Origin of the sequence: Aquimarina besae (assembly GCF_042434905.1) — a bacterium.
Lineage (GTDB): Bacteria > Bacteroidota > Bacteroidia > Flavobacteriales > Flavobacteriaceae > Aquimarina.
The window spans coordinates 953,180-973,007 of sequence record NZ_CP170199.1; the positions used below are offsets into that span (position 1 = coordinate 953,180).

18 protein-coding genes are annotated in these 19,828 nt (G+C 34.3%); 12 read left to right on the top strand and 6 right to left on the bottom strand.

Annotated elements, in window-relative coordinates:
* Positions 1 to 4 precede the first annotated feature (4 nt).
* From atpG to ACE94K_RS04160, 11 genes are all read left to right on the top strand, one after another.
* A complete protein-coding gene (gene atpG / locus ACE94K_RS04110) occupies positions 5 to 865 on the top strand; it encodes an ATP synthase F1 subunit gamma (RefSeq protein ID WP_378180336.1) in 861 nt (286 codons plus the stop codon).
* Between the two features lie 88 nt (positions 866 to 953).
* Complete coding sequence (locus tag ACE94K_RS04115; RefSeq protein ID WP_378180339.1) at positions 954 to 1,820, top strand: hypothetical protein; 867 nt, start codon at positions 954 to 956, stop codon at positions 1,818 to 1,820.
* Positions 1,821 to 1,972: 152 nt separating this feature from the next.
* On the top strand, positions 1,973 to 2,629 hold the full coding sequence (locus ACE94K_RS04120) for a hypothetical protein (protein ID WP_378180342.1): 657 nt from the start codon (positions 1,973 to 1,975) through the stop codon (positions 2,627 to 2,629).
* Positions 2,611 to 3,126, top strand: coding sequence for a hypothetical protein (locus ACE94K_RS04125; RefSeq protein ID WP_378180345.1), 516 nt, complete (start codon positions 2,611 to 2,613; stop codon positions 3,124 to 3,126). Before ACE94K_RS04120 ends, ACE94K_RS04125 begins: the two co-directional genes overlap by 19 nt.
* A gap of 34 nt (positions 3,127 to 3,160) precedes the next feature.
* Entirely contained in the window at positions 3,161 to 4,612 is a 1,452-nt protein-coding gene (locus ACE94K_RS04130) for an oligosaccharide flippase family protein (RefSeq protein WP_378180348.1), read from the top strand.
* Positions 4,613 to 4,674: 62 nt separating this feature from the next.
* Positions 4,675 to 5,109, top strand: coding sequence for a dUTP diphosphatase (gene dut / locus ACE94K_RS04135; protein WP_378180350.1), 435 nt, complete (start codon positions 4,675 to 4,677; stop codon positions 5,107 to 5,109).
* Between the two features lie 27 nt (positions 5,110 to 5,136).
* Complete coding sequence (locus ACE94K_RS04140) at positions 5,137 to 6,153, top strand: sugar phosphate nucleotidyltransferase (protein WP_378180352.1); 1,017 nt, start codon at positions 5,137 to 5,139, stop codon at positions 6,151 to 6,153.
* A gap of 27 nt (positions 6,154 to 6,180) precedes the next feature.
* Positions 6,181 to 7,557 (top strand): tetratricopeptide repeat protein, encoded by a 1,377-nt coding sequence (locus ACE94K_RS04145; protein WP_378180354.1) that lies wholly within the window; start codon positions 6,181 to 6,183, stop codon positions 7,555 to 7,557.
* A 6-nt stretch (positions 7,558 to 7,563) separates the two neighbouring features.
* The gene (locus ACE94K_RS04150; RefSeq protein WP_378180356.1) at positions 7,564 to 8,337 is read left to right on the top strand and encodes a DUF4292 domain-containing protein; all 774 of its coding nucleotides are present in this window, start codon (positions 7,564 to 7,566) and stop codon (positions 8,335 to 8,337) included.
* Positions 8,334 to 9,566 (top strand): murein hydrolase activator EnvC family protein, encoded by a 1,233-nt coding sequence (locus ACE94K_RS04155; RefSeq protein WP_378180358.1) that lies wholly within the window; start codon positions 8,334 to 8,336, stop codon positions 9,564 to 9,566. The genes ACE94K_RS04150 and ACE94K_RS04155 overlap by 4 nt, the downstream gene beginning before the upstream one ends.
* A 6-nt stretch (positions 9,567 to 9,572) precedes the next feature.
* On the top strand, positions 9,573 to 10,346 hold the full coding sequence (locus ACE94K_RS04160; RefSeq protein WP_378180360.1) for a sulfite exporter TauE/SafE family protein: 774 nt from the start codon (positions 9,573 to 9,575) through the stop codon (positions 10,344 to 10,346).
* Here ACE94K_RS04160 and ACE94K_RS04165 read toward each other — a convergent pair whose 3' ends face one another.
* Positions 10,347 to 10,856 (bottom strand): acyl-CoA thioesterase, encoded by a 510-nt coding sequence (locus ACE94K_RS04165; protein WP_378180362.1) that lies wholly within the window; start codon positions 10,854 to 10,856, stop codon positions 10,347 to 10,349. It abuts the gene before it with no gap.
* Positions 10,857 to 11,079: 223 nt separating this feature from the next.
* Entirely contained in the window at positions 11,080 to 12,114 is a 1,035-nt protein-coding gene (locus ACE94K_RS04170) for an SPOR domain-containing protein (RefSeq protein ID WP_378180364.1), read from the bottom strand.
* Between the two features lie 136 nt (positions 12,115 to 12,250).
* Here ACE94K_RS04170 and dprA point away from each other — a divergent pair, with 136 nt between their 5' ends.
* Complete coding sequence (gene dprA / locus ACE94K_RS04175) at positions 12,251 to 13,354, top strand: DNA-processing protein DprA (RefSeq protein ID WP_378180366.1); 1,104 nt, start codon at positions 12,251 to 12,253, stop codon at positions 13,352 to 13,354.
* Here dprA and ACE94K_RS04180 read toward each other — a convergent pair whose 3' ends face one another.
* The 4 genes from ACE94K_RS04180 to ACE94K_RS04195 form a co-directional block, all read right to left on the bottom strand.
* Positions 13,355 to 14,062, bottom strand: coding sequence for an SGNH/GDSL hydrolase family protein (locus ACE94K_RS04180; protein WP_378180368.1), 708 nt, complete (start codon positions 14,060 to 14,062; stop codon positions 13,355 to 13,357).
* Positions 14,063 to 14,176: 114 nt separating this feature from the next.
* The gene (locus ACE94K_RS04185; protein ID WP_378180370.1) at positions 14,177 to 17,332 is read right to left on the bottom strand and encodes a S41 family peptidase; all 3,156 of its coding nucleotides are present in this window, start codon (positions 17,330 to 17,332) and stop codon (positions 14,177 to 14,179) included.
* 38 nt (positions 17,333 to 17,370) lie between these two features.
* Positions 17,371 to 18,468: a glycoside hydrolase family 3 N-terminal domain-containing protein gene (locus ACE94K_RS04190; protein WP_378180372.1), complete on the bottom strand. Its 1,098-nt coding sequence runs from the start codon at positions 18,466 to 18,468 to the stop codon at positions 17,371 to 17,373.
* 28 nt (positions 18,469 to 18,496) lie between these two features.
* On the bottom strand, positions 18,497 to 19,810 hold the full coding sequence (locus ACE94K_RS04195; protein WP_378180374.1) for a rhodanese-like domain-containing protein: 1,314 nt from the start codon (positions 19,808 to 19,810) through the stop codon (positions 18,497 to 18,499).
* Positions 19,811 to 19,828: the final 18 nt, after the last annotated feature.

Here is a 19,828-nt window from a genome sequence, read left to right on the forward strand (position 1 = left end):
AGAAATGGCAAATTTAAAAGAATTACGTAGTAGAATTACTTCTGTGTCTTCAACGATGCAAATTACCAGTGCCATGAAAATGGTATCGGCTGCAAAGTTGAATAAGGCTCAGATGGCGATCACTGCAATGCGTCCTTACGCGGATAAACTTACGGAATTGTTACAGAGCCTAAGTGCATCTTTGGAAGGAGATAGTGCAAGTTCATTTTCTGAGCAACGTGAAGTAAACAAAGTTTTAGTAGTAGCAATTGCTTCTAATCGTGGTTTGGCAGGTGCTTTTAATTCTAATATTGTAAAAGCTTCAAGAGAGTTATACAATAACGTGTATGCAGGTAAGCAAGTTGACTTTTTTACCATCGGTAAAAAAGTAAATGATATTGTTTCTAAAACACATACTGTTGTTGCCAATAAAAGTGAAGTATTTGATGACTTAACTTTTGCGAATGTTGCAGAAATCGCTGAGCAATTGATGGAGTTATTTACCAGTGGTTCTTACGATAAAGTAGTAATTGTGTATAACAAGTTTAAGAACGCAGCTACGCAAATGGTAACTACAGAACAGTTTTTACCAATTCAACCAATAAAGGGTGAAGGAAATGCTAATTTGGATTACATTTTTGAGCCATCGAAAGAAGAAATTGTAGAACAATTGATTCCTAAATCACTCAAGACACAATTATACAAGGCAATTCGTGATTCTTTTGCTTCAGAACACGGTGCTCGTATGACCGCAATGCATAAAGCAACTGATAACGCTACAGAATTAAGAGATTCTTTAAAATTACAATATAACAAAGCTAGACAGGCTTCTATTACGAATGAGATCTTAGAGATCGTTGGTGGTGCAGAAGCATTGAATGGTTAAGAATATTAGTTTGATATATAAAAAGTTATTGTATGTGATTACAATAACTTTTTATAGTATATTAAAGAGATTTAAATAATTTTGTGTTATGAGAAATGGTTTAATGTTAGTTTATATATACTTAATAAGTAATTCTTTGTTTGCTCAAGTATCTACTTGGGATTTCGAAAAAGAAGAACATGAAAACCTAAAAAACAGAACTACTCTTTTTGTACTTGACATTTATGAAAAGGATTCTTTAGAGAAAGTAATTTCGGAGGTTTGGACTTTTAATGATTTTAAGGTCATATCTAATGAGGAGTATAAAGACTATGATAGAAACACTAAGTATTCTGTATTTTCATTAGGTTTTAGTACTAGCACGTTAAATTCAAACTCTTCAGTAAGTAATCCTAGTGACACTAATAATTGGTTTTCTACTGGTACTTTTAATAGGAGTTATTATAGTTATAAATACCATATTAAAGAAGGAAAGAAGAAAACTAAAAATATAGCTAAAGTCTATCTCGGATTTAACTATGGATTAGGTTACCTTAAAAACCAATTAACAGAAATTAATAGGTTGCTTTTAAATAATGAAAAGCGCGGATTCTATGGTAAATATGAGAACCTAAAAAGACTATCGGATTTAAAGGAGAAAATCCTTTATGTTCCCGAAGAAATAAAAATGAGATTACATCCAAGAAAGTTAAAGCTTGTTGATAGAAAAGATGCTGATAAGCTTTTTGAAAACTACCCTTGGAAATATCAATATATTGATAGAAAGAGTTTACAGAATAAAATATTAAATGATAAAGAAACTTTTTACTATCTAATGTCTACTAGTGCGGCTAAGGAAAAGTTTGTGGAAGTTATAGACGGATATACAGGTGAGATAATTTATCATGATTATAATGCTATGTCTGTTGATTTGGTGCCAAAGAATATAGAACATCTAAATTCAAAAATCAAATAACATTCTTAAAAAAAATATAGAACATCTGAATTCAAAAATTCAATTAGTTCTAACAATACTGCTTAACCTCATTCTTTACCGAGTATGAGGTTTTTTGTTTTTTTTATGATAAAGCGCATTTTCGTTTTCTATCTTTAGCGTAAAAAAGAAAAATGAAAACAATTAGACTTTTCGCGATCCTTATGATTGCATCTTTTGGAGCTACAATACAAGCGCAAGAATCAGAAAATTTACACGAAGCAGGAGATATTAAAATGGGAATTGCCGGTGTCCCTCTTATGGACTTAGGCAATGGCTATAGTGGTATAGTTGCCAAACCAAGCTTATCTTTTTATGTTTCAGACAGATTTGCAATCAATACTGCTGCATTTGTTATGTTTCCGCAAGACATAGAACAAGAAAGTGGTAGGGATGCAGAGGTTCAGGCCTATGGATTTATACCTTCTTTTAGAAAGCACGCAATTAATAGCGGTAAATTTAGTTTCTATTTAGAATCAGGAGTGGGTATTGGAGCCATACGATATGAAGCAAATGATCCGGCCGATATCGCTATCGAAGATAATAGCGGAGGATTATTGTTACTAACTGCCGGTGCCGGAATTAATTATAGATTTGCTAAATGTCTGGAATTAGAATTTGGTGTGCCATATATGTATGGATTAAACATAACTAATGGTAACGATACTAAATTGTTTTCGGGAGTGGCATTTAACCTTGGAATGAATTTTGTTTTTAACACAAGAGATATTAAAAAATGGAAAACAAAAATGCGAGAACGCATGAAAGAAAAATGGGAAACAGAACAATAAAAATTAGACAGCTTCTTACTAAGATAGGTTTAGTTGCTTTACTTGCCTCTTTTACGCAATGTGCAACAAGTCAAAAGATTGATAAAACAGCACCGGTACAATTAAATGATCCTTATTTTCAGAATTGGGTTTCCGGAGTAAGAGGAGGAGGTTCAGGGTTTATGGTATATTTTCCTGTTGATCCTAATTCTGATGTGCAGTTAGAAACAGCCTATTTCAAAGGTAAAAAAGTCGATCTGCAACGTAAATCGAAAGAGTCGGTTTATGTAGGACGTTACAAAGATCCTGCAACGGTTGAAAAGGATATTGTGATGAGTGATGACCCAAAGGAAGAATACAATAATAAAGTTCCTGAAATTGAAGAAAAAATACCATTCGAATTAGAAAATAATGAATGTATCATTGCGTACACTAAGAATGGTAAACAAGGATATTTCAAACTTGATACATTACCAGAAAAAGAATTGAAAGCATATCCAATGCAGCCAAGGCAATAAAAATTGTATTTTTAAGGCCACAATAGCATAACAGTTGGGAATTTTTCAAAAACTTTTTAAACAAACGTTTATATACGGAATGGCAACAGTGCTGCCGCGCATGTTGTCATTTCTTTTAGTTCCCTTATATACAGATCAATTACCAACAGAAGAGTATGGTAAGGTTTCCATTATCTTCTCATATTTTGTGTTATTCAATGTGTTGTTAGCATACGGTATGGAAACTGCTTTTTTCAGGTTCTTTAATAAAGAATCCGATAAAGAAAAAGTTGTGAGTACTTGTGCTATATCGATAGCAATATCATCTTTGATATTTGTAGCTATTGCTCTATTACTAAAAGAGCAAATATCAGTTTGGACCGATATTAAGTTGGAGTATATAAATCTGGTAATTTGGATATTACTCTTAGATGCTTTAGTAATTATTCCGTTTTCGTGGTTAAGAGCAAAAGAGCATCCTATAAGATATGCAGTAATCAAAATAGCGAATGTTGCTATCAATTTTGGGCTTAATGTTTTCTTTTTGCTCTATTTAAAACAACTTTCGTTTCATTTCACGGCATTAGATTGGATCTGTAAGGATGATTATGAGATCAGCTACATTTTTATTTCTAATCTAATTGCTAGCGGATTTGCATTGCTGGTATTATTACCTTTCTACACTAAGATTAAGTATCGTTTTGATCGAGTATTATGGAAAAAGATGATGAAATACGCCATGCCGATTTTGGTAGCGGGTATAGCATATTCTATTAACGAGACTTTCGATAGAATACTATTGGATAAATTATTGCCCGAAAACGTAGCCGAACATATGGTGGGTGTGTATTCTGCATGTTACAAATTAGCATTGTTTATGACATTATTTGCTACCGCTTTTAGATTAGGGATAGAACCATTTTTCTTTAATTATGCCGGGAATAAAAATGCACCAGAAACCTATGCTAGGATTACTAAGTACTTTGTGATTTTAGGTTCTTTTATCTTTTTGTTCGTGATTGTGTTTGTTCACGTTTTGAAAATTGCTTTTTTAAGAGATACATCGTACTGGGAGGCCGTAAAAATTGTTCCTTTCATTTTACTAGCCAATTTTTGCTTAGGGATTTATCATAACCTTTCAGTTTGGTATAAGGTAACAGACAGAACTAAATTTGGAGCTTATATATCGGTTTTTGGAGCAATAATCACTTTGATGCTTAATTTTCTATTGATTCCAGAATATACATATGTAGGTTCTGCAATAGCCACCTTTGCAGCATATGGGACAATGATGATAGTATCGTGGTATTTTGGAAGAAAATATTATCCGATTCCTTACGACTTAAAAAAGATAGGAATGTATTTGACTCTTTCGATAAGTTTTTCTATTATTTCGTTTTACATATTTGACAGTAATTATATGATTTCTATCCCTTTATTACTGGTGTTTTTAGTAATTTTGTACGCTTCAGAAAAAAAAGAATTAAAAGAAATATTAAAAAGATAATCTTCTGTCTTCTCTAGCGGATTGACCGAATAGAGGGATAACAGTGATTTATATAAAATAGTATGCAGATAAATATCATTAACAAATCATCACACGAGTTACCACATTATGAGACTATTGCTTCTGCCGGAATGGATTTGAGAGCTAATCTAAATGAATCTATTACGCTTAAACCTTTAGAAAGAACCATAGTCAAAACAGGATTGTTTATAGAATTACCGGTAGGTTTTGAGGCGCAAGTTCGCCCTAGAAGTGGCTTGGCAGCAAAAAAAGGCATTACTGTTCTAAATGCGCCAGGAACTATAGACGCTGATTATAGAGGAGAGATAGGAGTGATTTTAGTCAATCTGTCCAATGAAGATTTTGAAATAGAAAATGGAGAAAGAGTAGCACAGTTAGTCATTGCAAAGCACGAAAGAGCAGAATGGAATGAGGTGTCAGAACTTTCTGAAACCGTTAGAGGAGCAGGTGGCTTTGGTAGCACTGGAGTAAAATAATCAACCAATCAAAAAAGAAAATAAAGAATGAAAATCATCGTACCCATGGCAGGAAGAGGCTCTCGTTTAAGACCTCACACGCTCACAGTGCCTAAACCATTAATTCCGGTAGCAGGAAAACCAATTGTTCATCGATTAGTTTCTGATATAGCAAAAGTTTTGGGAGAACCTGTAGAAGAAATAGCGTTTGTGTTGGGCGACCCTGCTTTTTTTGGAGATGATGTCGTAGAAAGTTTAACTACACTCGCTGAAGAACTTGGGGCCAAAGCTTCTATCTACAGACAAGATCAACCTTTAGGAACAGGTCATGCGATTATGTGTGCAAAGGATTCGTTATCCGGACCTGCTGTAGTAGCCTATGCAGACACATTGATAAGAGCTGATTTTAATTTAGATAAAGAAGCTGACTCTGTAATCTGGGTTAAACAAGTTGATAAACCTGAAGCATATGGAGTGGTTAAGCTAAATGATAATAATGAGATTGTAGAATTGGTTGAAAAGCCAAAAGAATTTGTCTCAGATCTTGCAGTGATTGGGATTTATTATTTTAAAGATATTGCTGTATTAAAAAATGAGCTCCAACACGTACTCGACAATAATATTATCAATGGGGGAGAATACCAGATTAACGATGGTATCAAAAGGATGATGGCCGATGGTAAAGTGTTTGTTACCGGTCAGGTTGAAGAATGGATGGATTGCGGAAACAAAAATGTAACCGTAGAAACTAATACTAGAATGTTAGGATTTTTAGAAACTGACGGAGAAAAGTTGATAAGTGACGATGTTTCATTAGAAAATGCTACCATAATTCCACCCTGTTATATCGGAAAAGGAGTAACCATAAAGAATGGATCTGTTGGTCCTAATGTTTCTATAGGAGATGGCTGTACGATATTGGATAGCAATGTTAAAAATAGTTTGATACAGAAGCAAACTGTCATAAAAAATGCTAACTTAGACAATGCGATGATTGGTAATCACGTACATTATGACGAAAAATATACGACAGTTAGTATCGGTGACTATTCTACTTTGGAATAATTAATGATCAGTGTATTAAAAATTCAGATGATTAAATTTTGGCGACATCTTATTATTTCTATGATCTTTCTTGGAGGAGGGGCAAATATTGCTTTTTCTCAAGAACCCGAATCTCTTAAAAAAGTAGAGATTTTGGATGATCTTGGAGATGTGTCGGATGTATTTAGAGAAAGTTTTTTTGAAGCATTAAAGCAAAGAGCGATTACTAATTATGACAGGGCTATTAGTGCTTTAGAACGATGTATTGAAGCCAATCCAAAACCTATTGCGTTATATTATGAACTAGGTAAAAACTATTTGGATCTAAAAAACTATGATCAGGCAGCAAGCAATTTTAAAAAGGTTTTAGAAGAAAAGCCAAACGATAGATACGTGCTCGAATCACTGTTTGAAGTATATTTTAAACAAAGAAAGTATACAGAATCTATCAATGTTGTAGAGAAACTAGCTGTTTATGATAGTATGTACAAAGAGCAGTTGGCCAATTTATACTTTTTAGAAGAAAGATACGATGATGCGCTAAGAGTAGTTGATGAGCTTATCGATGAGCTTGGTACAGATTCTTACCGTGATAAATTAAGAAAAAAAATAGCATTAAAAATTAGTAATCCTAATTCTCAGATTACCATATTAGAAGAAAAAATAGCAGAAAATCCCAAAGAAGAGCAAAACTACTTAAATCTTATTTATTTATACAGTCAGGATAATCAAGTAGAGAAAGCTTTCGGAACGGCACAGTTACTTCTGGAACAGAAACCAAAATCGCAGTTAGCACATTTAGCATTGTACAAGTTTTATCTGGATAATAATAATACAGAAGAAGCCGTTAATTCGATGAAAATTGTGGTAAGTAGCGATAAGATTGACGCAGAATCCAAATATAAAGTAATTAACGACTTTTTGATATTTGTAGATAAAAACCCTGGCTATGAAACAAAACTTATAGAAGTAACAAAATTATTTTCTGAAGATTCAGGAAGTAGTAAAATATTTACAGAAATAGGGAATTACTTCTACGAAAAGGATAAGAAAGAAATTGCACTTAATTACTATGAAAGAGGATTGAAGGATAGTGCAAGTAATTTCGCTGTTCTAAGAAAGATGTTGTTACTACAACTCGATTTAAAGCGATTTGAAAAAGCTAAAGAAGGAAGTGAGCTCGCGATAGAAATGTACCCCTCACAGCCCATTTTATATTTGGTAAACGGTGTTTCCTTAATGAACCTTAACAAGTATGAAGAGGCGATTGATATTTTGAGTATCGGAATGGATTATATTATTGATGATTCTAAAATGGAATCCGATTTTTATAATCAAATCGGAGAGGCATATCTAAAGATGGGAAATCAACTGAAAGCTTCAGAATACAAAGAAAGATCCGTTCAGCTTAAAAAAAAATCATAAAGGATAATGAATAGAGTATTTTATCTGTTATGTTTTTCGCTAATTATACTACAATCTTGTAAAGGGACTAAAGCAATTTCAGGAGCTACCGTAAAAAAGCTAAAAACAGAGAAAATAGTAGCCAACCATTATAAAAACGCATTTAACTTTACTACCATAAATGCTAAAGTTAAAGTTAGATATGATGATGGCAAACAATCTTTTAGCCCAAATGTCACCTTGCGACTGGAAAAAGACAAAAAAATATGGGTAAGTGCTAAATTATTAGGGATTACCCTGGCCAAAGCACTTATTACACCCGAAAAAGTAAGCTATTACGAAAAAATCAATAACACATATTTTGAAGGTGACTTTAAATTATTAAGCGAGTGGTTGGGAACGGACTTGGATTTTGAAAAAGTACAGCAACTTCTTCTAGGGCAAGCTTTGTTTGATCTTAGGGAAGAAAAATATAGTGCATCTCTAGAAAATCAAAAATATAGATTACGTCCTAAAAAAGAATTGGCTTTATTCGAACGGCTATTCATAGTAAACCCGGGTAGTTTTAAAATATTTTCTCAGCAACTAAAACAACCTTTAGAAAACAGAAATTTACTTATAAGTTACGGTAAGTATCAAAAAGTTGGAGATCAAGATTTTCCTAAAGAAATTAATATTCTGGCATCAGAGGGAATCGCAAGAACTACCATTATGATTGATTATAGAAGTGTTGATTACAATGCAAGTGTTAGTTTTCCGTTTAAAATACCATCAGGATACGAGCAAGTAACTATAGAATGAAGCTACAAAAATTTAAATATATCATTTTAGGAATGCTACTAATGAGCATTTCATCATTTTCTCAAAGTACCAGACAACAACAACTGGAAGAACAACGACAACGTCTTAAAGAACAGATTGAGCAAATGAAATCTTTGTTGGCAGACACTAAGCTCAAACAACGTTCTGTACTTGATGAAGTAGAAACGTTGAATTCTCAGATAAATACACGACAAAATCTTATTAAAGTCACGAACCAGCAAGCAAATCTGTTAACACGAGAGATAAATGCCAATCTCAAGAGAATGGAGTCGTATCGAGATGAACTCAAAGCGTTGAAAGAGGATTATGCCAGAATGGTCGTTAAATCGTACAAAAGCAAATCGCAACAAAGCAAAATCATGTTTCTTTTATCTTCATCCGATTTTACGCAGGCATATAAGAGGCTTCAGTATATGAAGCAATATAATGAGCATCGTAAAGAACAAGCGGATCAGATACAAAAGCGTACAGAAGAACTTCAAACCCTTAATAAAGACTTATTACAGCGTAAAAAAAATAAAGAGCGACTGGTAGCAGAGAATAGAGAGGCACAGGAAAGGTTAAAAGAAGAAAAAAAACAGCAACAAAGCTTAATGGCTTCTATTCGAAAAAAGGAAGGTACCTACAAAAAAGAGATAAAGAAAAAACAAGAGCAGGCAAGTGCCATCGATAAAGCTATAGAGAAGCTAATTCGTGAAGCTATTGCAAAAGCAAACAAAAAAGCGGGTAAGAAAGCTTCTAAGAAAGGATCGGCAACCACATTTGCGTTGACACCAGAAGACAAAAAATTAGCTGACAGTTTTACTGCTAATAAAGGAAAGTTTCCCTGGCCGGTAGGCACCGGAAGAATTACTAAAAAATATGGTAGACAACCACACCCAACATTACCTAATATTCAGATAAATAGTAGTGGAGTAGAACTGGAAACAAGGCCTGGTGAAAAAGCCAGAGCGATCTTTGAAGGAGAAGTTATGGCGATACAAAAACTGAAAAACGCAGGTAGATTGGTGCACGTGCGTCATGGTAATTATATCACTGTATATTATAATCTGGAAAATATTTCTGTAAAAGAAGGTCAAAAAGTTTCTACAAAGCAAAATATTGGTGAAGTGCGTGTTAATCCGGCAACGGGTCGTGCGATTATGAAATTTTTAATTTTTAAGGACACAAAAAAAATGAATCCACAAACCTGGATTTATAAGATGTAGCAAATAATGGAGATAGTAATAGTTTCGATTGTAGCATTTTTTGTTTCCATACTCACTTTTTTTTCAGGTTTTGGTTTAGGAACGATCCTAACACCGGTACTCATGATTTTCTTTCCTGTAGAAATTGCAATAGCTTTAACTGGCGTGGTGCATTTTTTCAATAATGTTTTTAAACTGCTTTTGGTAGGAAGAAAGGCAGATAAATCGGTGCTGTTACGGTTTGGGATTCCGGCAGTGATAGCAGCTTTTGCTGGCGCGTGGGTACTTATTCATATTTCAGATATTAAACCACTTTTTAGATATAGTTTGTTTGACAAAAACTTTGAAGTATTCCCGGTAAAATTCATCATTTCAATTTTATTAATAATTTTTGCCAGTATGGATTTGATTCCATATTTCACAAAACTAAAATTCGGCAAAGAGAAACTTCCACTTGGAGGAGCATTAAGCGGTTTTTTTGGAGGGCTTTCTGGTAATCAGGGAGCTTTGCGCACCGCTTTTTTGATCAAAGCAGGACTTTCTAAAGAAGCTTTTATCGGTACTGCTGTGGTGGTTTCTACGTTTGTTGACTTTACAAGGCTCGGTGTGTATGCAACGAATATTTCCGAATCTGGTATCAGTGATAATCTTCCGCTAGTGATTTGTGCAACACTATCCGCTATCGTGGGAGCGTTTTTAGGAAATAAGTTGCTAAAAAAGGTCACCTTAAAGTTTCTTCAGATTGTAGTAGCGATTATGTTGATCCTCATTTCTGTTGCGCTAGGAGCGGGGCTGTTATAGTTAAGTAAACAGAGCCTTTAATTCGGTAGCATCGTTCGGTTTCATTTTACCGGCTAGCACCAAACTCAATTGTTTACGTCTTAAAGCAGCATCATAACGTTGCTGTTCTAATTCAGTTTCTGGTTTAATCTGTGGAATAGATACAGGTGCTCCACTTTCATTTACTGCTACAAATGTATATATCGCTTCATTTGCTTTGGTTTTATCGCCACTTTGACGATCTTCTATCCAAACATCTATAACAACCTCCATAGACGACTTAAATGCACGAGAAACCTTTGCTTCTACGGTTACAACACTTCCTAGTGGAATTGCTTTACTAAACGCGACATGATTTACCGAGGCTGTTACAACTATTCTGCGCGAATGTCTTCCGGCAGCAATACCAGCAGCACGATCCATGCGTGCCAGCAATTCACCTCCGAATAAATTATTAAGCGGATTGGTTTCTCCAGGTAAAACAAGGTCGGTTAGTATAGTTCTCGATTCCGAAGGATATCTCGCTTCCATAAATTTTGGTAATTTTTGGCAAAGATAATCAGGTAAGATAAACTAATGACTATAGGATCACATAAAACTGATATACAGCTATTTTTAATCAATTACCGAATGTGTAATGTTTTTATAAAAAATAATAAAGAATGTATGCTCGAACAATAAATCAGTGTCGAAACCTAATCATTATTGAACACTAATTGAGAAAAATATTTTGAAAGAAATAGAAAAATATGATTTAAAGTTCTTGAACCAATAACCAGGCACGACGATCTTGTTGATTCTTTATGTTTCGTAATGCTTTTAATGCCTCAACTCTGTTGTCATAACTGTTATAAACGACCTGATGCAAACCATATTTGTTTACTCCGATAACGCGAGCATCAAATCCCTTAGCTTTTAGCTTGCGTACTTTTTTTGCAGCATTCTTTTTAATTCTGAAGGCCCCTGCAACCACGTGGTATTTTCCTGAAAATGAAGCAGTAAGATCTGTTTTAGAAGCTGTAATGATATCTTCTTCAGCTTTGATGATATTCAAATTGATAGCTGGCAGAGGGCTGGTTATTTCAAAAGTAGCTTCCTGAATTTTGTTTTCAATTTCTTTATCAGCATTAATAGAAATGCGATCATTTTCTAAATCAACTGCTTGATTAAACTGATTTAATCCAATGGATCCTATAACACCAAGACCTAAAACAATGATTGCTGCATATTTCAAATATGGACGCTCACGTCTTCTTTCCGGCGTGAATGCGATCGGAGTGGTTTCTTCAATTGCCTGCACCTCTTCTTTGTAAGTTTCACGAGTTACCTTTGCTGATACTACCTTTTCAGCAGGTTTTTCTTCTGTTCGTATAATAGAAGGAGATATGAAGGAATTTAGACCAAATGCTTCAGTTAGATAATTCACTTCCTGTGAAGGTTCAAATTGTAAAGTATCCTCAATAGAGGTATAGAAAGATCCGATCCCATCTAATTCTATCCTTTTTCCTGAGGCCATTTTATTATTTAATGATAAAACATAGCGTTGAATTTTAGCAACTGCATCAGTATAAGATATATGTTCAGCGGTAGCGATATAGTTGGCTAATAACCCATCATTATTTTGTAATTGACTATTAAAAGCAATCGATTTCTGAGGAGGAAAAAAAGCGTGTGTAGATTCCTGAATCATTGCGGGCTGACGCTTAGTCAAGAATGCGCCGAATCCTGGTAAGATTACACATTCATACCTGTATAATAATTCAGTGATATATTTTGCTGTATTATTCATCGCCCCCTACTTAAATGCTATTTTTTTATTTGTATTTCAAAGGTAAAAATTTTTGGTTTTAATAGTAACTAAAACCCTTGATTTTATTAACAGTTTTGATTTTTTTCGTTTCTTGTGCTGACTTATAGCAGATTAAATGAACACAGAAAAATTAATTGCGTTATTAACTTTAAAAAAAGCCCCTAATTTGGGTGATAGCTCTATTAAAAAATTAATAAGAGAGGTGGGATCGGCTGAGGCAGTTTTAAAAGAAAAACCAGCAAACTTGTTAAAAATTGATGGTATTGGAACGGTAAAGGTCAAAGAAATCCATCAAAGCAAACATCAGAAAGCTGCCGAGAGCGAACTTAATTTTATATTGGATAATGATATACAGTATATGGCCTATGATGAATCAGAGTATCCTGAAAAATTAAGACATTGTATAGATGGTCCGGTAGTTTTATTTAGTAAAGGAAATATAGACCTAAAAAATAGAAAATTAGTAAGCATCGTAGGTACCAGAAAAGTAACAAGTTACGGAATAAGATTCTGTGAAGAACTGATTGAAACTATCGTTCCATTAAATCCTGTGATTGTTTCAGGTTTTGCGTATGGAGTGGATATCACTGCGCAAAGGGCAGCAGTAAAACATAATTTGCAAACAGTTGGATGTTTGGCTCACGGATTGAATCAAATTTATCCCAAAGCCCATAAAAAGTACATGTCAGAAATTGAAGAAAATGGAGGATTCTTTACAGATTTCTGGAGTACAGATACCTTTGACCGGAAAAATTTTTTGGGCAGAAATCGTATCATTGCCGGACTCAGTGAAGCTACCATAGTTATAGAAAGTGCCGATAAAGGAGGTTCTTTGGTTACCGCAGAAATTGCCAATTCGTATAATCGTGAAGTTTTTGCCGTACCAGGAAGAGCGGGTGACCCCTGGAGCGCTGGTTGCAATATGTTGATTAAAACACAAAGAGCTCATATGCTAACCAATGCAGCAGATCTCATCTACATGTTAAACTGGGAACTGGAAGAAAGCTCAACACCAGCCGTACAGAAACAGTTATTTGTGGAGTTAGAAGGTGATGAAAAGAAAATTTACAGCTTTCTCAACAAAAACGGAAAAGAATTGCTGGATGTAATTGCCTTACAATGTGAAATTCCTACTTTTAAAACAGCCTCTATGTTATTGAACTTAGAATTAAAAGGAGTTGTCAGACCTTTACCAGGTAAATTATTTGAGGCGGTTTGATTAGTTTAAAATTTCTCTTGCAACAGCTAATATCTTCTCCACCCATAAACTATATTGATACGCACTGGGATGCAGATTATCAGTAGCTAAGGCTCCTTCAGAATCACCTAGATCTCTAGAAATAGTAGTGACGTTAATAAATACCACTTGTAGTTCAGTGCATTTTTGTTTTATGTAGGCATTATAATTGTCAATTTCTGTAGCAATCACTTCGCTGTTTGAGGATCCAAAAGGCGTAACCCCATAATCGGGTATAGAAACAACAATGACTTGGTCTTTTTTATCATTTGCCAAAGAGATCGCTTTATTCAAAAGAAAATCAAACTCTGATTGAAAGGTTATAAAATTTCCTCTTTGATACTGATTATTAACACCAATAAGTAATGAAACCAAATCGTGATTTTCAGGATTTGTTTCTTCGATAGCTTCGATTAAATTACCGGTAGTCCATCCTGTTTTTGCAATTAGCGTTAACTCTTCAATTTTTTTTGTTGGAGAGGCGAAAGCATCTTTTAATTGAAAAGGCCAACTTTCCGCTTCAGTCACTCCTTGACCAATGGTATATGAATCGCCTAAGGCTAAAAAGGAAAAGGTTTTGGTCTCTTCCATTTGTTCTTCTTCATTTTCCAGAACAAGATTATCATCAGAGGCGCAGGCGAAGACAACAATGAAGAGCAAGAGTAGTATTGAATATGCGTTCTTGATCATTTTTAAGCTAAAGTTAAGAATTTGCTTTAACGTAATATGTTATTATATAGCTTCTTTGCTCACATTCAAGACAAAAATTACCATCAAAGTTGGTTTCATAATTTAAGCAATTCATTAATTACCATTTAATTGTTTCAAAATTTCGGAAATAGCTTTATCAAGTTGAGGCTGACGTTGATCCAACCGATCTTTAAAAGTCTCTTTTACATAGATATCTGGCGAAACACCTGTTTTTTCTAAGTTTTTACCATCTAATGTGTAGCATCCCCAAGAAGGTAGTCGATAAGAAGACCCATCTACTAAACGTTTACTTGAAGTGAAAATAATCCATCTATAGGTTTCGGTACCAATTATTTTTCCAAGGCCAAGTTCTTTGAAACCAGCCGCAGTCATTTCTGCATCACTTAAGGTTTGCTCATTGATTAATAATACGATAGGTTTGGCTCCTGGCGTAAAATTTGGCTGTGAGGTTAACTTTCCATCACGATATTTCCATTGTAAATAGGGTTTTTGAGAAAGAAACTGCAATACTTCATCGTGTACGTTACCACCTGTGTTAAAACGCAAGTCTAAAATAAGCGCGTCTCTTTTGTATCCCTCAGAAACCATTTCTTTTTTAAAGTTTGTAAGTTCGCTGCCAACCATGTTTTTCATATGAACATAGGCGATTCTGTTGTTACCTTTTTGATTTACATAAGACTGATTTGCATCTACCCATTCATCGTATAAAAGGTTCCTATTGTTTCTTGAAGAGATAGGATGCAGGTTTGTTGAAAACTCTTTTCCGTTTCGTGAAAAGGTGAGCTTAACTTCGGCATCTAATGAAGGTTGTGCAAAGTAAAACTCTCGATTGTTCTTTGGATCAATTTGGTTTCCATTTACTGCAATAAGACGGTCTCCTTTTAAGATATCTTTGTTTTTTACGTCTGCAGGCCCATCCGATACAACTCGCTCTACTAAAAAAGAATCTTCCGACGAAAATAAAATTCCTGTAGATAAGCTTTGTGTTTTATAAAACTGTTTTTCTTCATCACCACTGGAACTAAATCTTACGTGGGATGTGTTTAATTCACCAAGCATGTCATTAAACAGCAACCTTAACTCGAAACGATTATTAATAAAAGGCAAGTACTTAGCATACGCATCTTTTAATTTTTCCCAGTCTTTACCATGGAAATCTCCATCGTAAAAGTTTTCTCCAAAGTTTGCCCAGGCCTCGTAAAACATCTGCTCGAATTCATTAACCAACGCTTTGCGGAAAGTGTAATTAATATCGATTTTATCAGTTTTATTGTTCTTTATATCTAACGTATGAATGTCGCCATTAATCAAGATATAGTTTTTATCTTTTGTTGAAACTATCTGATAATTATAGCCTTTGATATCCGTTACTTTTTCTGTTTTATTTTTCTCAAAAGGTTCGATAATGGTTTTCCATAATTGACGTTTTCCTTTGTCGTGTGTTGAGATGTAAAGAATGTATGAAGTATCATCTTTGCTTATAAGATCTGTTCCACCCTGATAACCATATTCAGGGCTGATGCGCTCAATTCGATCCATCAAACCAGTTTCATTAATACTTATATCTAAATCCTTTACGTCAGTTTCAGCCACTTCCTCTTTGGCATCTTTCTTATCCTCGGTTTTACTATCTGCTTCAAAGAGTGCATAAAACTTATTTGATTTAAAGGGCTTTTCATACTTGTCAAGAGCCATTCGATATATACTCGCTTCTCTTAGCCCATAAGGATAGCTGGGTTTTGTAGGGTTTGAACTAAAATAAATATACTTTCCGTCTGATGACCATAATGGACTATTTTCAGTTACACCGGTTTTGGTTAGATTAGTAACCTTTTTTGTTGCTATATGACAGGTAAAAATATCATTTTCAAAATTTCGAATGGCGTTGAAGACAATATACTTTCCGTCAGGAGAATATCTTGGTTGTGGAGCATATAAAGCCCAAAATTCGTCTTTCACAACTATTTCGCTTTTTAGCGAAACTAAATCCAAAATTCTCATTTCATCTCTACCACTGATGTAAACTGCTTGGGTATGTTTAGGGTTTATTTCAAGGTTAATATTGTTTCTCGTGTCATTGGTAATCTGTTTCTTTTTTCCTTTTCCATCTGCAGAAATTGTAAATAAGTTTAAATATCCTTTTACAGTTTGATTAAAAAGTAATGTTTTGTTATCATCCAGCCATTTGACTTCTACCACACGTTCTTTAGCATTATTAACAGAGATTTGTTGAATAAACTTTCCTTTGATATCCGATACAAATAAAACACCTCTGGATACAAAGGCTATTTTTTTGTTATCCGGGGATACATCAAAATTTGTAATCTTCCCAGCAACCTTAAAATCCTGAGTTTTTTCCAAGGTATTATTATCAAAGAGTTGTATGTCAACTTTTATAGCACTACCGGATGCTACATCATAGAGATATAGTTCATAGTCTTTGGTAAATGTTATTTTTTTACCATTCGCGCTGACTTGTGGTCTTTTTATAGAACTTTCAAATTGTGTAAGATGTAATTTTTGATTTTTTTGTAAAGTATACAAGTTGAATTTTCCATTAATTTGATCAGAAACAAAATAAAGAGTGCCATTTTTATCAAACATTGGCCATAAATCCATACCGCGATACGAAGTGTGTTGCGTATAATTTTTAGTTATTGTATTGTAGGATTTAATGTCCGGATTGTAATCACCTTTGTAGCCTTTTCTATGTACCAAGCCTAAACTTTCAAAGCTTTCATTAAAATAAAACTCATTTGTGGTAGGATCTTCTACCACGTTATGAACTCTATTAAAGTAATGATTAAATAATCGTTTAGGTGTACCTCCGAAAACTGATATTTCGTAAGCACTAATGCTGTTTTCTCTGGAAGAGGTAAAGTATATTTTTTTGGAATCCCAGGACCAGCTCTCCATCGTGTCCGCTGAATCGTGAAAAGTAAGTTGTGTAACTTTTCCTCCGGACAGAGGCATTATATAAATATCTTTATTTCCATATTGGGATGCACTAAATGCAACCCATTTTCCATCTGGAGAAATCGAGGGGCGGGTTTCTTCTCCTTGCATGGCTGTTAATCTGGTAGCGTTGCCTCCTGTAGCACTTACTTTCCATAAATCACCATCATAACTGAATATAATGATTTCTCCATTGGGAGTTAGCGTAGGATCAAGAGTAAAAAAAGTATTCTGACCTTGAACAAGAATACTAGAGAATAAAGAAAGAAATAGTATGATAATTGATTTGATCATTTTGATTGATATATGAATATTGATATTTTGAAAATCGATTAAATGACACCAGCACAAACCTTTAACCGTAAAATTTTTTTAACTGATGTTGTTACTTGTTCTCGATATGCAGAATTTATTTTCATCTCTGCTAAAATGGAGTCCAAAGTTTTCTTTTCATCTTGCGGCATTAAGATCATATCACAGCCTGCTTTTGAGGCTAGCAAAGGAGCATTATCTAAAATAGTTACTGCTTTCATAATATTTAAAGCGTCAGAAACTACAATACCATCAAAACACATCCCATCTTTTAATAAATCAGTGACGATCCTACGTGAACAGCTAGATGGCAAACCATTTGTACCAAACGTTTCATTATTTAATACCGTAATATGAGCGATCATTATCGATAGCACACCTTGCTCAATAATCGGAATATAATTATCAACTTCCTGAAGCGCTCCGTCTATATATACACTCTGTTTATGAGTGTCTCCTTTTACCAATCCATTACCCGGAAAGTGTTTGGCGGTAGCGATAATTCCTCCTTTTTGTGTGTGTTTTATAAATTGGTTTGCCAGATGAATTACAGAATCTTTATCGCTTCCATAACTTCTGGATTTGATGGCTTCGTTGTTAGGACTGATGTCCAAAACAGGTGCAAAGTTATGATGAATACCAATTTCTTTAAGTTCCTTGTTAATGATAGCTACCACAGAATCAGTTTGTGCTTCAGTTTTAATATCTATAGTCTTACCTACGTTTTTGGCTCCTTTAATTCTACTTGCAAATAAGCTAGGTTCTGCATCCATACTAAAGATTAGAGGAATGGTTTTATTTTTTGATGAGATTGTGTTTAATTCATCAATAGTCATTTTGTGTTTCTTTTTACTTCCTTTTAGAAAAACTACTCCACCTATGATATTCTCCTCTGCTAGTTTTTTTACTGTAGCTTCTGGTTTACCCAATTCTCCTGTACAACTAATGATCATCTGTGCGACCCGCTGCTTTTCTGTTAGCGAATTAAAGATGGAATCTACGGTTGCGTCTAACCTTGGATTTTCTTTGTAAAAATCCTGTAAATCAAATTTTTCAGTTTGGCTAAAAGAGGTTTTAGAGAACCCTAGAAGAAGTAAAAACAATAGTGAGTATCGCATAAAAAAGGTTGTGATTAATTATAAAATATTAGCATTCAATAGGAACGTCATCCAATTGTCCCCATTCGCTCCAGGATCCATCATAAACAGCTCCGTTAGTATATCCAACAAGCTCTGCGGCGAGTAAAATAATGCAAGCTGTAATGCCGGATCCGCAAGTAAATATCAGCTTTTTATTACCAATATTTAAATCGTTAAAAATTTCTTTCAAATCTTCTGATGGTAGCATTTTTCCATCTTTTAAAACTCTTGCGTAGTATAAACTTTTTGAATTTGGAATATGACCGCCTTTTAAGTCATTTCTGGGTTCTGGTTCCACAGCTTTAAATCTTCCATCAGACCTGGCATCAAGTATAAGCGTATTTTCATTATTCATCTCTACCAGAACATCTTCAGATGTAATTACGAACTCTTTTCGGTAATGAGCGAAAAAGGTACCGTAAGGATAGGTCTTTTTTATATCAATGGGTTCGGTAGGAAGGCCCATCTTTTCCCAGGCAGGTAATCCTCCATCCAAAACCGCAACATTATCGTACCCCATAGTTTTAAACATCCACCAAACGCGGGGACTTGAGTATATGCCTAAACGATCATACACAACGATTCTATGATGATTGCTAATACCCAATTTTCTACAACCTTCTTCAAAGACTTCGGGAGATGCAAGCATATTTGGAATGTTCGTTTCTTTATCAGAGAACATCCCTTTAATATCAAAGAAACGAGCGTTTTTAATACATTTACTTTCATCTTCAGACTGAGCATTATTTACTGCTTTTTTTATGGTAGTATCCAAAACCATAATGTCTGGTGCATCCAAATTTTTTGAAAGCCATTGCGCAGAAACCAATGGAGTTTCTAAAATATCTTGTTTAGTATCATGAATCAACGGGATCGTATATTTTTCTAATAATCTTTTGGATCTAAACTGTATTTTTTTTCTAAAGTAGGTAGTGCCACCAATCATTTTCCCTTTCCAACCCATTGCTTGAGAAGCCCATCTTTTTAGACTGAAGTCATCTTCGTGTCTAAAGATTTTACCATCCTTAAACTCAAACTTGGCCTTTACTTTATTTAATACAGGACGCTTTCTCTCTCCAAACGTATATCTAGCTTCCCAGTATACTGATGCCGTATTTTCATCGGCTTTTATATCAGAAAATTTCACTTCCATATCCGGACCATTTTCTAAGAGCCAATACCACATTTTTGTTACTAAGTCTCCTTGTAACTCTCCAAATACAGGATCTTTAAAAATAATTCCCTCATGGTATAAAGCAACCAATTTGGTGGTATCGTGGTTACTTAAAGCGGTATAAAAATCTTCAACCAATTCTCCCATCTTCCTCTAATTATTTTA